Annotated in this window: 11 protein-coding genes and 1 pseudogene; 9 read left to right on the forward strand and 3 right to left on the reverse strand. The window is 57.8% G+C overall.

Translation table 11 applies throughout. The annotated features are described in order from the left end of the window. Positions 1 to 37: 37 nt before the first annotated feature. Positions 38 to 337 carry a translation initiation factor 2 gene (locus GXP70_RS13945; RefSeq protein ID WP_162357375.1) on the reverse strand — a complete coding sequence of 100 codons (300 nt, stop codon included), beginning with the start codon at positions 335 to 337 and terminating at the stop codon, positions 38 to 40. A gap of 230 nt (positions 338 to 567) precedes the next feature. On the opposite strand from GXP70_RS13945, the gene GXP70_RS13950 reads away from it, so the two are divergent. Next, entirely contained in the window at positions 568 to 1,551 is a 984-nt protein-coding gene (locus GXP70_RS13950; protein WP_162357376.1) for an aldo/keto reductase, read from the forward strand. A 582-nt stretch (positions 1,552 to 2,133) separates the two neighbouring features. Here the strand turns inward: GXP70_RS13950 and GXP70_RS13955 are convergent. Beyond that, positions 2,134 to 2,877: a C40 family peptidase gene (locus GXP70_RS13955; protein WP_225442798.1), complete on the reverse strand. Its 744-nt coding sequence runs from the start codon at positions 2,875 to 2,877 to the stop codon at positions 2,134 to 2,136. Positions 2,878 to 3,188: 311 nt separating this feature from the next. Here GXP70_RS13955 and GXP70_RS13960 point away from each other — a divergent pair, with 311 nt between their 5' ends. The 6 genes and pseudogenes from GXP70_RS13960 (at position 3,189) to GXP70_RS13985 (ending at position 10,613) form a co-directional block, all read left to right on the forward strand. Beyond that, positions 3,189 to 5,222: a DUF5107 domain-containing protein gene (locus GXP70_RS13960; RefSeq protein ID WP_162357377.1), complete on the forward strand. Its 2,034-nt coding sequence runs from the start codon at positions 3,189 to 3,191 to the stop codon at positions 5,220 to 5,222. 68 nt (positions 5,223 to 5,290) lie between these two features. Next, positions 5,291 to 5,581 carry a hypothetical protein gene (locus tag GXP70_RS13965; RefSeq protein WP_162357378.1) on the forward strand — a complete coding sequence of 97 codons (291 nt, stop codon included), beginning with the start codon at positions 5,291 to 5,293 and terminating at the stop codon, positions 5,579 to 5,581. A 221-nt stretch (positions 5,582 to 5,802) separates the two neighbouring features. Further along, positions 5,803 to 6,131: pseudogene (locus tag GXP70_RS13970) on the forward strand (ArsR/SmtB family transcription factor). Then, positions 6,128 to 6,529: an SRPBCC family protein gene (locus tag GXP70_RS13975; protein ID WP_162357380.1), complete on the forward strand. Its 402-nt coding sequence runs from the start codon at positions 6,128 to 6,130 to the stop codon at positions 6,527 to 6,529. Before GXP70_RS13970 ends, GXP70_RS13975 begins: the two are co-directional and overlap by 4 nt. Before the next feature lie 138 nt (positions 6,530 to 6,667). Continuing rightward, positions 6,668 to 8,923 (forward strand): ATP-binding cassette domain-containing protein, encoded by a 2,256-nt coding sequence (locus GXP70_RS13980; RefSeq protein ID WP_162357381.1) that lies wholly within the window; start codon positions 6,668 to 6,670, stop codon positions 8,921 to 8,923. A 469-nt stretch (positions 8,924 to 9,392) separates the two neighbouring features. Beyond that, positions 9,393 to 10,613 carry an MFS transporter gene (locus GXP70_RS13985; protein ID WP_162357382.1) on the forward strand — a complete coding sequence of 407 codons (1,221 nt, stop codon included), beginning with the start codon at positions 9,393 to 9,395 and terminating at the stop codon, positions 10,611 to 10,613. 105 nt (positions 10,614 to 10,718) lie between these two features. On the opposite strand, the gene GXP70_RS13990 is transcribed toward GXP70_RS13985, so the two are convergent. Next, positions 10,719 to 11,549, reverse strand: coding sequence for an aminoglycoside adenylyltransferase domain-containing protein (locus GXP70_RS13990; protein ID WP_162357383.1), 831 nt, complete (start codon positions 11,547 to 11,549; stop codon positions 10,719 to 10,721). 226 nt (positions 11,550 to 11,775) lie between these two features. Between GXP70_RS13990 and GXP70_RS13995 the strand changes: the two genes are divergently transcribed. Together GXP70_RS13995 and GXP70_RS14000 are read left to right on the forward strand one after the other, a co-directional pair. Further along, positions 11,776 to 12,624 carry a phosphotransferase family protein gene (locus GXP70_RS13995; protein ID WP_450091390.1) on the forward strand — a complete coding sequence of 283 codons (849 nt, stop codon included), beginning with the start codon at positions 11,776 to 11,778 and terminating at the stop codon, positions 12,622 to 12,624. Positions 12,625 to 12,699: 75 nt separating this feature from the next. Next, positions 12,700 to 13,374 (forward strand): TetR family transcriptional regulator, encoded by a 675-nt coding sequence (locus tag GXP70_RS14000; RefSeq protein ID WP_162357385.1) that lies wholly within the window; start codon positions 12,700 to 12,702, stop codon positions 13,372 to 13,374. Positions 13,375 to 13,438: the final 64 nt, after the last annotated feature.

Here is a 13,438-nt window from a genome sequence, read left to right on the forward strand (position 1 = left end):
GCTTCTAACGCCGCGAGCAGAATGGGCTTGCGCGTTGTTAAATCGTATTTTTTACTTTGATCAGCTCATTGATGAAATAATTCATCTGGTCCCTGACTTCGCCCGGATTGAAGGAGCCGTAGTAACGGGATTGAGACGCCGCGGTTTGCTGCGCCTGCGTCTTTTGCTGCGCCTCCGCCTTTTGCCGTTCGAGCAGCTGCAGCGCGAGCAGGGCGGCGATCGCGGAGACGCCGTCCCCGATCACGGCAATCGATGCGCCGATATAGGCTAGCCTGGCAGCCTGGATCTCGAGCAGATCCTCGTTGGATTCGGATGCCTGGTTCTCATTGTTACGCATGGCGCAACCTCCTTTTTGGATGCAGCTTGTTACATGGCCCGGCCGGCGTTGGAACGGCATACGCTATATACCATGGTATGCGGCTGCGGAAGCTTCCTATTCATGGCGATGCCGCGCTTCGTTCGAGGCGATCGCCGCACCGCCACTCGGTCGCTGATAGCGCATTCAAGCGAATGTTTGCTACAATACATGCGATGGATGATCGTTGCCAAGACTAGGAGGATGATGAGATGAACAAACGTCCGCTCGGCAGGACGGGCTTGCAGGTCAGCGAAGTGAGCTTCGGCACATGGGCGATCGGAGGCTCGTGGGGACAGACGGATGACGCCGAGTCGCTGCGCGCTTTGGACAAGGCGATGGAGGAAGGCGTCAATTTCTTCGATACGGCCGACGTGTACGGCGGCGGCAAGAGCGAACGGCTGCTCGCCCGCGCTACGAAAGGCAAGGAGGACCGCATTCACGTCGCTACGAAGTTTTGCCGGCAAGGGGATATTCACGACCCGCAGGCCTATTCGGAGCAGCAGATTCGCAGGTGGTGCGAGGATAGCCTGAAACGGCTGGAGCGCGATACGATCGACTTGTATCAGGTCCACTGCGCGCCGTTTGCTATTCTGAAGCAGGGCGCCGTGTTCGAAGTGCTGGACAAGCTCCAACGCGAAGGCAAGATCCGCGCTTACGGCGTCAGCGTGGAAACGGTGGAAGAAGGACTGTTCTGTCTGGAGCAGTCCGGCGTTCAGGCGCTGCAAATCATCTTCAATATTTTCCGGCAGAAGCCGATCGCCGAATTGCTTCCGCGGGCAAGCGAGCGCGGCGTCGGCTTGCTCGTTCGGCTGCCGCTCGCAAGCGGTCTGCTGACCGGCAAATTCACGGCGAACGCGACCTTCGACGCGGAAGACCATCGCAACTTCAACCGCGACGGCGCGGCGTTCAACGTGGGCGAGACGTTCGCGGGCCTGCCGTTCGCCCAAGGCGTCGAGCTGGCCTCGCAGCTGGGCTGGATCGCGGATGGCCGCGGCAATATGACGCGGGCGGCGCTTCGCTGGCTGCTGGATTTCCAGGAAGTGACATGCGTCATTCCGGGCTTCAGGAACGTCCGTCAAGTCGAGGACAACCTCGGCGTGCTCGCCGCGAAGCCGTTCAGCGCGGAAGAGCATGAGCGTCTGCGCACATTCTATGAAGAGCAAGTGCATGACCATATTCGCGGCGCTTACTGAGCAAACGATCATAACGGCCAAGAAGGGAACCCTGGCTCGGGGTTCCCTTCAGATTGCTAAGAATTACAAGTTATTGAGAATTTCAAGTTGCTGAGAATACAAGTTGTTGAGAAATACACGTCGTAGAGAATTACACGCTGCTTCGAGCGAGCTCGTGGCAAACCGCGCCCCGGCGCATGAACAACTCCTGTTGCCGCTTCGCCGGCCGTTGAAGTTAGGAAGCGGACAGAAGATCCGTCGCTGCTTGATTACGTTTTTCCGTGTGCCCGCGGACAGGAGATCCGTTATATCGGCTGACAAGCCTGTTTGCGATGTCATTCGGGGACATTAACGGATCCTGTGTCCGTGCGCTCCCCCGAAAGCTTGATTTCTCCCAAATAACGGAACCTCTGTCCGCCCGGTCATTGAGGGGGATCCTTTTTTCCATACATACGGCATACACCGCATCGAACTTTCTCGACAGCCTCAAGAGAACCCCGGACCGGGGTTCTCTTCGCTTTCGTATGACCATTTCTCGTATGGCCCGCATGAACGATCCGCTGGCAGGAAGCGTCAGCCGTAGGAGCTGCGGTTTCGAACATACTATTCTTGTTGATCCTGGCTTGTCGAATCATCCTGCTGCCGATCGAGACCCGTGTCAGCGGCTTGTCCGTCCGAATCGGAGTCCGGATTCGAAGCCGAAGGTTCGCCTGGGGCGACGACCGGCTGATCGTTATCGGATATGACGCGGCGCGCCGTCACGAAGCCGCGATCCCACGCGCTGCCGTCGAACTCGGATATCGCGACGCCGACACCGACGCGGTACGTGTGCAATAACTGTCCGTTGCCGATATAGATGCTCACGTGATTGATCACGCCGTCGTGATTCGTATCCGAGAACACGAGATCGCCCGGCTGCAGGTCGTCCTTGGCCACTGCCGTGCCGGTCTTCGCCTGTTGTCTCGACGAGCGCGGGATATCGATCCCGTTCTGTCCGAATACATATTGCGTGAACGAGGAGCAATCGAACATGTCCGTACGTCCGGCATCCGCGCCGAAATGATACGGAACGCCGAGGAATTGCTTGCCGGTTGCAATGACGCGGTCGGCAGCGGTCTCTTGCTTCGCGCTGGTCGTCGTTTGCTTGTTTGTAGTCGTCGTTTGCTTGTCTGTAGTAGACATCTGCGTGTCTGTAATAGTCGTTTGCTTATTTGAAGAATCTATCGCAGCGGCGTGCATCGTCTGAGGCATGGCGAGCAAGCCCCCCGTGAACGCGATCGCGATCGAGAGCGCTGCGCCTGCGAAGGTCTGCTTGGCACGACCATTAAGCTTGAAGTTGTTGTTCATGATGTCCTCCCTTTAAGCTTGTTTGGCTGAGCGTTGTTCGCCTGCAACTACTATAGCATGTCCTTTCTGACCCATCATTTGCTAGCGGCCGGCCTTTCCCGCTCATAGACTCGCATTCGCCCTGATTATTAGAAAAAGATTAGAAATCGCTTAACCGGAATACTTCTCCCTCCATATGCAGGATTCGGAAGCGCATAACCGAAATAAGTCTTCAAGTACTAGCTGGCGTAAATCTTGCATGACGACGAATCATCCTGACTTCACCCGCTGGCTTTACGCTGGGACAATAAGCGGAGAGGATCGTGCGCGGCATGAAAGTGACTGTGGCGAACATGCAGATCGAAGGCGCTGCCCTGGAAGGCGAGAATCCGCTGCCGATGTTCCGTAACCGGAACAAACACCGCCATGCGGTCGACAACGGCAGCCTGACGCCGGAGCTGAAGGCGCATATGGGCGAAAACGCGGGGGAGCGGTTTCTGCCTTACCGTATGCAGGACCGCTATTCAAGAAAACGCGAAACGATGGAATTGAAGACGATCGTGCTGGAGAACGACAGGCTCAGAGCCGTGTTCCTGCCCGAATACGGGGGAAGGCTGTACGCCTTGCAAGAGAAGCCGACAGGCAGGGAATTGCTGTACAAGAATCCCGTGCTTCAGCCGGCGAACCTGGCGATTCTGAATGCCTGGTTCTCCGGGGGCATTGAATGGAACATCGGTCAATTGGGTCATGCGTTCACGACATGCTCGCCCGTGCATGCGGCGCGGATGCGCGATGACGAAGGAAACGAATTTCTGCGGATCTATGAATATGAGCGCTGCAAGAACGTATTCTGGCAGGTCGATTTTCATTTGCCTCCCGGCGCGCGGCAGTTGAGCGTTTATGTTCGCATCGTGAACGATCGTCAGATGGCCGTGCCGATGTACTGGTGGACGAATACGGCCGTCGAAGAGACGGAACGAGCCCGCGTGTTCTCTGGCACCGCCGAGGTAATTTATATCGATCCTCTCCAGAACGGCTACGGGGCCGGCGATCTGCCCGTCCTCCCGGCCGTGCCGAACGCGGACGTCTCGTATCCGAGCGCGTTCCCTTACGCGAGCGAATATTTCTTCCAGACGCCAGCGCGCGCCAAGTCCCCATGGGAAGCGGTCGCCTACGAGGACGGCCGCGTGTTCTTCGAACGCTCGACCGCGATGCTTCGTTACCGGAAAATGTTCTGCTGGGGTCATCATGCCGGCGGCCGGCGTTGGTGCGACTTCCTGTCCAGGCCCGGCGAAGGCCGGTACCTCGAGGTTCAGGCCGGTCTTGCGCCGACGCAGCTTCACGGCATCGAGATGCCCGCCGATACCGAATGGGCGTTCACGCAGGTCATCGGCTTGCTGGATGCCGATACGACGAGCGTCTATCGGGACGACTGGGACAGCGCCCGTCAATATATCGAAGGCCGGATCAATCAGGCGGTAAGCGAGGAAGCGGTTTATTACGCGCATGCGAAGCACCGGGCGCTGGCAGACCGGTCCCCGGAAGCTTCGCTGCACGACGGGTCCGGATGGGGAGCATTGGAGCGGCTGCGCAGAGCGCAAGAGGGAGAGCGCGGCATTCCGCTTGGCTTCGAATTTGCCGATGCGACGCTCGGCGCGCAGCAGCAGCCATGGCTGGCTTTGCTTCGGGATGGCATGCTGCCGGCCCATGCCGTCGAGGATGTCCCGGTATCCTGGATGATCCAGGACGAGTGGATGAACAGGCTGGGCTCCGTCATCCGGCAGTCTCGCGAGAGCGGCCCGACGTGGACGGCTTATCTTCATTACGGTGTCATGCAGTACGAGCATGGTCTTGAAGCGGAAGCGATCGAGGCTTGGGAGACGTCGCTCCGCCTTGCCCCGTCAGCCTGGGCTTACCGGAATCTTGCCGTCGCGATGAAGCGGCGAGGCGAGCCGGATCGCGCGTTGTCGCATTACGAGCTAGCGTATGCCGTCTCCGGCGCCTTCCCGGACCGCGCGTTCGCGGAAGAGTACTTAAGCCTGCTGATCGAACGCAAGCGGCATGAACTTGCATGGCGCTTGTATGAATCGCTGCCTCCGGCGGATCAAGGAAGCGACCGCATTCGGATCATCGTCGGCGCCGCAGCGTTGGAACTCGGGCATGACGCGTTCATGGAGAAGCTGTTCGCCGCGGAATTCGCCGTCATTCGCGAAGGCGAAACGCTCGTTATCGAGCTCTGGTATGCGTATAACGCGAAGAAGCTAGCGGGCAGTCGAGGCATTGCGCTTACGCCGGCGCTTCTGGCGGAGGCGAAGCTGCTGTTTCCGCCGCCCGCGCCGATCGATTTTCGGACGATCGGATCGTAAACCGGGTTCAACTGCCGTTACGCATTCTCACATTCTCTCATTAACTGGATTGAGGGAGGTGGACGAGAATGTCGTTAGGATTTTTCACGTTTTATACGCTGGACGCAGGCGTCGGACAAGGGTATTATTCCGCGGTGGCAGCACCCGGCGCATCGGGGCTGGTGACGCTTAGCACGGATAGTCTGACTGGGCCCGTTCGACTGGTCATCACCCGCTACAACGGGCTGCCGCCTTTTCAGCTCGACGTGCCGGGAGGCAATGAATACGGAGTCAGCATCGATCAGATCCAGACGATCGGCCTGCTGAACATCAGCGATGCGGCTGCCACGGGATCATTCTCCGTGTCAATACCCGAATGACGGATAGACGGTTCCTGCAGCCGACAGCTCGGGGGCCGTCTATGTTTTTGTCTAAGGAAGCCCATACGGGAAGAAGCCGGCGCGGAACCAAGCAAGACATACCTGATACCGGGCTTGGGCATACTATGACTCATTGACACGACACCAAAAGGTGTCCTATAATGAAACTGTCACTAAATGGTGTCCAATGGGAGCAATCGATAGATCTAGGAGAGGGTGTTGTGAGCGAGAGCAGCCAGCCGCGGGATGTATTTGAAGCGATAGCGGATCCGACCAGGCGCCGATTGATCCATCTGTTAGCAGAAGCCCGGGAGCTGCCGCTTCATGAATTGACCCCACAATTCGATATGGGCCGGACGGCAGTGTCCAAACATTTGACCATACTGAAAGAAGCCGGATTGGTTCTTGACCGCAAAGTCGGCCGGGAAACGCGATTCAGGCTGAACGCCGAACCGCTTCGGGAAATTCAGGATTGGGTTTCCTTCTACGGCAAATTCTGGAGCGCGAACATGCTTCGTTAAACCAACTGTTCGAAGAGGATGAGCTATGAGGATGACGCTGACGCTGGATTTCCAATACGCGGCGACCACGATCGAGAAGCTGCGGGCCGCCTTGACGGACCCGGAGAAGCTGGCGAAATGGGGGATGGAGAACAACTTCAAGCCCGAAGTCGGCTACCGTTTTCAGTTCCGCCAGAAGCCGACCGAATGGTGGGACGGCATCGTAGAAGGCGAAGTGCTGATCGTGGACGAGCCGAACAAGCTGTCCTATATGTGGGGGAGCGCGGGCGAGAAGCACACGGTCGTCTGGACCTTGCAGGAGTTGGGGGGCGGCAAGGTGAATTTACATCTTGAGCAATCCGGCATCTCCAACGTACAAGCGCTTCACGGCGCCAAATACGGCTGGAACGCCATGGGCGGCGAGCTTGAGAAGCTGCTTGCCCAATAACCGAAGCGCGCTGCGAGACGAACGAAAGCGACCGCTTGAAGAGAGATTTCAGACCGACCGAATCATCATAACCGGCTGCGACGCTATGCAGCCGGTTATGCCTGCTTTCGGAATACGATCTATGGAAGGATGCGAGGCATGAGCGAAGCAAATCAGGAATACATCGTCATCTCGGCCGCGAGGGAGAACAACCTCAAGAACGTCTCCTTGCGCATACCGAAGCGGAAAATCACGATTTTCACCGGGGTATCCGGTTCCGGCAAGTCATCGATCGTCTTCGATACGATCGCCGCCGAGTCCCAGCGGCTGCTGAACGAGAACTTCAGCATATTCGTGCGAACCTTTCTTCCCCGCGTGCCTCAGCCGGACGCGGATGCGATCGAGAACCTGAGCATGGCCGTCATCGTCGACCAGAGACGCCTCGGCGGCGGTTCCCATTCCACGATGGGCACGATCACCGACATCTCGCCCATTCTCCGGCTGCTCTTCTCCCGCGTCGGCCAGCCGCATGTCGGATCGGCGAACATGTTCTCGTTCAATGATCCGCTCGGCATGTGTCCCGAGTGCAGCGGGATCGGGCGCAGCCTGGGCATCGATATGAGCAAAGCGGTGGATATGTCGAAGTCGCTGAGCGAAGGGGCCGTCATGCTGCCGGACTTCAAAGTAGACAGCATGGACTGGTCGCTCGTCGTGCAGTCGGGCTCCTTCGATCCCGACAAGAAGCTGAGCGACTTTTCGCCGGAAGAACTGGAGCTGCTGCTGTACGGCAAAGCGCGGAAGTTCGAGACTCAGTTCGGCGGGAAAACGATCAATCTTACCGTGGAAGGCGTCATCGAGAAGTTCACCAACAAATACATCAAGCGGGATATCAAGACGATGTCCGAGCGCACGCAGAAGACCGTTGCCCCGTACATGACCGAAGGCCCGTGCAACAGCTGCCGCGGGGCGAGACTCAGTCAGGCTGCGCTCAACTGCCGGATTAACGGCTTCAACATCGCGGAACTGTCCGCCATGGAAGTCGGCCAGCTCATTCGCGTCGTGCGCGAAATCGACGATTCGGCCGCCGCGCCGGTCGTCAAGTCGCTGACGGAACGCCTGCAGCATCTGGTCGATATCGGATTGGACTACCTGACGCTCGACCGGGAGACGGATACGCTGTCCGGCGGCGAATCGCAGCGCGTCAAGATGGTGAAGCATCTGAGCGGAAGCCTCGTGGACGTCACGTACATATTCGACGAGCCCAGCGTCGGCTTGCATCCGCGCGACGTGCACCGGTTGAACGAGCTGCTTCGGAAGCTGCGCGACAAAGGCAATACCGTAATCGTCGTCGAGCACGATCCCGACGTCATCAAGGTTGCCGACCATATCGTCGACGTCGGGCCTCACGCCGGCAGCCGGGGCGGAACCATCGTATATGAAGGAAGCTTCGACGGCTTGCTGGAATCGGGCACGTTGACGGGCAATTACATGAAGCGGCCGCTTCGGCTCAAGCACGACTGCAGGCGGCCGTCCGGCAAGCTGTCCGTCAAGAACGCCACGCTGCACAACCTGCGGAACGTCAGCGTCGATATTCCGACCGGCGTGCTGACCGTCGTTACGGGCGTCGCCGGATCGGGCAAGAGCACGCTTATCAACGATATCTTCCTCGGCGAGCATTCGGATGCCATCGTCATCGACCAATCGGCGGTCGGCGTATCGACACGCTCGAACCCCGCGACCTATACGGGCATTATGGACGACGTGCGGAAAGCGTTCGCGGCGGAGAACAAAGTGAACCAAGGCTTGTTCAGTTTCAACTCCAAAGGCGCATGCGAGAACTGCCAGGGGCTCGGCGTCGTGTACACGGATCTCGCTTTCCTCGACAGCGTGAAGCTGCCCTGCGAAGCGTGCGGCGGCAAGCGGTTCAAGGAAGAAGTGCTGGCGTACAAGCTGAACGGCAAGTCCGTCGCCGACGTGCTGGAAATGACGGTGGAGCAAGCGCTCGAGTTCTTCAAGCTCAAAGAAGTGTCGCGCAAGCTGCAAGCGCTGAGCGACGTGGGTCTCAACTATATCACGCTCGGCCAGCCGCTTAGCACCCTGTCGGGCGGAGAATGCCAGCGCATCAAGCTGGCGAGCGAGCTGCATAAGAACGGCAGCATCTACGTGATGGACGAGCCGACGACCGGCCTGCATATGTCGGATATCGGCCAGCTGCTCGGCATCATGAATCGCCTCGTGGACGCCGGCAATACGGTCATCGTCATCGAGCATAATATCGACGTCATTAGCCAAGCGGATTGGATCATCGATCTGGGACCGGACGGAGGCAGCAAGGGAGGCCAGGTGGTGTTCGAGGGCACGCCTTCGCAGATTCCTCAAGCGGAGCAGTCGATCACGGGGAAATATTTGCGGTAAGCCGTATAGCCACGGCCGTCCGGAGCCCGCGGGCTTCTCGCCGGCCTTGATCATCGAACATGATCAGAGGCGCGCAGTCCGGCAGCGATTCATGATTGACACGCTCCGGATGTCTGTGGCAAAATGATGCATGTAAGCCATTTCATTCCGAGGAGGTCCACACATGAGAGTCAGCACGGCCGTAATGAAGAACACGTCGGTTATTTGCGTTGCGCGGCCTCGTTGGGACTTCGTTTAAGAATGATCGTAACCGAGCGATTTTACGACTATCAGTCCGCTGGCGCAAGCCAGTCGTTCCGATGTCTTCGTAATGATCGTCCGTACCTTTGGAATACGATTCTTTTTATCTGGAGACACAGGCCCGCGCGGTCTGTGTTTTTTTGCGTTCAACCGCAATCGATAACTTGAATATGCCCAAGAGAGGACGATACATCTGCATTCACGTCAAACCGAACGCGTCTACTACGCGATGAGCGCCGTTATCGCGCTCGCGAACGCTATCATGTTCACCACCTACGCCCTGTATTACATTCAGGCATTGGGACTTAACCCGTTTCAGCTCGTCTTGGTCGGCTCCTTCCTCGAAATCGTCGTGTTCGTATTCGAAATTCCGACAGGGGTGCTGGCCGACACGTACAGCCGCCGTCTGTCCGTGATCATCGCGTTCTTCATTATGGGCGTCGCCTACATCATCGAAGGCCAAGCGATGTGGATTTCGCACGGACTGTTGAACGGCGCCGTCTCGCTGTTCGCGCTGGTCGTCATTTCGGAAATGATCCGCGGCGTCGGCGAAACGTTCCTGAGCGGCGCGGAGCAGTCGTGGGTGACCGACGAGCTCGGCGAGGAGCGGATCGGCAAAGTCTTCCTTCGCGCAAGCCAGGTACAGCAAGCGGCTTCCGTTGCGGGCATCGTCGCCAGCGTGCTGTTGTCTTCCGTCAGTCTGAATTTGCCGTACGTAACGGGCGGGGCGCTCTATATCGCGCTGGCGATCTACTTGGCCGCTGCCATGCGGGAAACCAATTACCGTCCCGTCCCGCAAGCGGACCGGAATTCATGGGGACAAATGAAAGCGACCTTCAACGAGGGGATTTCGTTCGCCAAACGGTCGCCTGTATTCATCCTTGTCCTGATCGTCAGCCTGTCCGCCGGCGCGTCTTCGGAAGGATTCGACCGGCTATGGGAGGCGCATCTCCTTACCGATATCGGGTTGCCGAGGTTCGGCGGCTGGAATGACGCCGTCTGGTTCGGCGCATTCAGTATCGTCAGCATGCTGTTGGGCTTGCTGACCAACGAGGCCGTCATCCGCAAGGCGAACCTGGATAATCATGCGATCGCACGCAACATGATGTTCGTGCTGGCCGCGCTGAAAATCATGGGCTTGATCCTGTTCGCCCTTGCGCCGAACCTGGCTTGGGCGCTCGTCGGCTTCTGTTTCCTCGGGATGCTCAATTCCGTCTTCAATCCGCTCTACGCGGCCTGGCTCAATCAGCAGCTTGAATCGCGTACGCGTTCGACGCTGCTGTCGTTCCTGAGTCAGGCGAACGCCATCGGCCAGACGGCGGGCGGACCGCTCGTCGGATGGGCCGGCGTACGCTATACGATTCGCGTATCGATCGTCCTGTCGGCATGTCTGCTGCTGCCTCTCGTCATGGTCTTCCGAAAGCTGCGGAAGCGGCAGGAGGGAGGCTGAGCCGCGATAATCGAATAAACAGATCGACAAGCGAAGCACGCCTGGTCGATGAACAGGCGTGCTTCCGATTGCGTAATTCCGATTGCGTAATTCCGATTGCGATATTCATCGGGCAAGGTCTGAGCGGTTGCACTCCGCATGGATCAGGCGCAGCAGCGCGATGAGGTCTTGCAGCCGCGATAATTGCGAATCATAGCATCTTGCAGGCTCCATTCGCTTGATCGCGATCGCTTCGCGGATCGGCTCATGCCAGCGCTCGGGCAGCATTGCCAGACCGTACATTCCGGCGCCGATCTTGCTGGTAACGTCGCGTTCTCGAATCGTATACAATTGCCGCAGCATGCCGAGGATGCACCATTCCACCGCAAAATCCAGCTTCGCGGCAGGCAGGCCCTGTTCCGCCAATTCCGGCGAGGCGCGCATTTGATCCAACCGCTCGATCCACGAAGCCCAGTACGTATTCATGTTATCGATCACGTACCGGACGAGCGCATCGGACGACAGCTCGTATTGGAAGGGCAGTTGCCGGCCGTATGCGCAGATGCCATGCTTACGAAGGATCCACCAGGTAATCGGGTTGATATCTCCGGCGCCTTCCGTTGTCAACCGCCGGTCCGAATAGGAGAGGACGGGGCCGAGCTCCCGAAGGGACTTCCCCGCATCCGATACCCGGATATAGGCGCCCATGATGTCGATGCCGGCCAGCGCCGCTTCGGTCTCCGCGTGCGCGTCGCGAATCCGGTCGATGTCGGCTGGCGTAAGCGTTCGATTCACGAAGACGAGAAAGTCGATGTCGCTGGAGCCCTCGATATAAGCCTGGAGAGCGGTCGAGCCATATACGTAGATGGCTTCCACAGTGTCGGGTATCCGCAGCCGCAGCGCTTCGCCCAAGCTTCGCATGGCGTTTCCGACGGTTTCCGGCAGTCGTTCCGTCATAACACGGTTCACCTCGATTGGGATTAGAATACGAGCCAGCCTGAATGAATGATGCGATCGGCTTCCATATTCCTATGATAGAGGCGGACCGCATTCACGATAAAGCGAAACTTGCCCGTTCGTTTTTTCTTATTTTCTTATTTTGCCAGCAAAGGAGGGGTCTGCAGAGATGAAACCTCGATTGTCGCCGGAATCGATCATAGCCGCGGTTGCGCGGGATATGGACATGAACGGCTCGTCAGACTGGTCGCCCGTAGCCGAAGGAGAGGAGTCGCAAGCATTCGCCGTCCGCTTCGGGGACGATGAATATATCGTTCGCATCAATCGATCTGCCGACGGTTTCCATAAAGACGGCTTCTGTTATCGCCGCTTCGCGTCGCCGAAGCTGCCGATTCCCGAAATCGCTGCGATCGGCCGGCTTGATGACGAGTATGCGTACTGCGTATCCCGGCGGGCGCCTGGCATAACCGTGCAGGACACCTCGCCTGCGGAGTTGCCGTCCGTTGCGGGAGCTGTCGCGCGCGTCATGGAAGCGATCGCGGGCGCGGACATGACGGGAACCGAACGGTATGGTCCCTTCAATGCGCAGGGCATTGGACGCTTTGCGAGCTGGCGCGATTACATGATGAGTATCCTGGATACGAACGTGTACGATTGGGAAGCTGTCATGCCGATCCTTGACCGGAAGCGAATCGCGCGATACATGCAGCCGCTCGAAGCGTTCGCGCCGCGCTGCCCGGAGGTTCGGCGGCTCGTTCACGGCGACTTTGGCTCGAACAATCTATTGACGGATGGCGGCCGGATTACGGGCGTTATCGATTGGAGCGAAGCGCTGTTCGGCGACCCGCTCTACGACGTGGCGAATATATTCTATTGGCGCACCTGGCTCGACTGCATGGAGGTGCAGGCGCGGTATTTCGAACGGCAGCATCCCGAGATCGCGCGGCATGCCGAAGCTTTGCGGAGCTATCAGCTTCGGATCGGACTGGACGTCATCTATCAAAGCGCGGCGGCAGGGGATATGCGGTTTCTTGAATGGGCGATGGCACGTTGCGGCGCGGTTGCCGGATCGTAAAATCGACTGGATAGGATTGACAGCATTCGGATCCGTGCATACAATATGAATGAATAATTCATTTCGAGGTGTATGATGGCAGACGCAAGACTTCACAGCATTTATTTCCATGCGGGCCGGCTGTTCAATACGCAGCGGTACGCGAATACCAAAGTATCCGAGATTGCCGCCGCAGCCGGCGTCGCTACGGGCACGATCTACAATCTGTTCGCAAGCAAGAAAGCGATCCTGACCTTCGTCATCCGCGCGTCGCTCGAGAAGGACTACCTTGAAAGCGACATTCCATTGCCCGTCGAAGAGGCCGATATGAACCATCTTCTAGCGCTTAGCGAGCAATTGAATGAGCGGATCTTCAACGAAATTCTGCGGGTCACGGACGATACAGGAGCGATTACCAAGCGCTTCAAGCAAATGGTGGCCGATATTTTCGACATGAGCGCGGATATCTTGCTCGCAACCGGCAATGTCGAGACGAACGCAAACATTCTGCGGGAACTGGCGAACGGCTTCTTCCCGGTGAGGGATCGGTTCTTTCGTGTATTCGAGCATAACTTGACGATCTATAAGGAAGCCGGCGAAATTCGACAGTTGGATTACCCGCGCGTCCATGTACAATGCATCAACGATATTTTGACTTGGTGGGCGATGAACGCCAATATTTTAATGCCCGATTTATCCGTTCCGCGCGATACGGCCCGCGAAATTGCCGTAGACCTCGTAACCAGAGCATACTTGATTGACAACAAGTGAATACAGCAACCATATGGGCACGCTTCGGCGTGCTTAATTAAATGAATGAAAATGAGTGAATTAT

The sequence above is a fragment of the Paenibacillus lycopersici genome (assembly GCF_010119935.1).
Classification (GTDB): Bacteria; Bacillota; Bacilli; order Paenibacillales; family Paenibacillaceae; genus Paenibacillus_Z; species Paenibacillus_Z lycopersici.

Coding starts and splice junctions, on each gene's coding strand:
- GXP70_RS13945 (WP_162357375.1), bottom strand. CDS start 337: ATGCGTAACAATGAGAACCAGGCATCCGAATCCAACGAGGATCTGCTC.
- GXP70_RS13950 (WP_162357376.1), top strand. CDS start 568: ATGAACAAACGTCCGCTCGGCAGGACGGGCTTGCAGGTCAGCGAAGTG.
- GXP70_RS13955 (WP_225442798.1), bottom strand. CDS start 2,877: ATGAACAACAACTTCAAGCTTAATGGTCGTGCCAAGCAGACCTTCGCA.
- GXP70_RS13960 (WP_162357377.1), top strand. CDS start 3,189: ATGAAAGTGACTGTGGCGAACATGCAGATCGAAGGCGCTGCCCTGGAA.
- GXP70_RS13965 (WP_162357378.1), top strand. CDS start 5,291: ATGTCGTTAGGATTTTTCACGTTTTATACGCTGGACGCAGGCGTCGGA.
- GXP70_RS13975 (WP_162357380.1), top strand. CDS start 6,128: ATGAGGATGACGCTGACGCTGGATTTCCAATACGCGGCGACCACGATC.
- GXP70_RS13980 (WP_162357381.1), top strand. CDS start 6,668: ATGAGCGAAGCAAATCAGGAATACATCGTCATCTCGGCCGCGAGGGAG.
- GXP70_RS13985 (WP_162357382.1), top strand. CDS start 9,393: ATGAGCGCCGTTATCGCGCTCGCGAACGCTATCATGTTCACCACCTAC.
- GXP70_RS13990 (WP_162357383.1), bottom strand. CDS start 11,549: ATGACGGAACGACTGCCGGAAACCGTCGGAAACGCCATGCGAAGCTTG.
- GXP70_RS13995 (WP_450091390.1), top strand. CDS start 11,776: ATGAACGGCTCGTCAGACTGGTCGCCCGTAGCCGAAGGAGAGGAGTCG.
- GXP70_RS14000 (WP_162357385.1), top strand. CDS start 12,700: ATGGCAGACGCAAGACTTCACAGCATTTATTTCCATGCGGGCCGGCTG.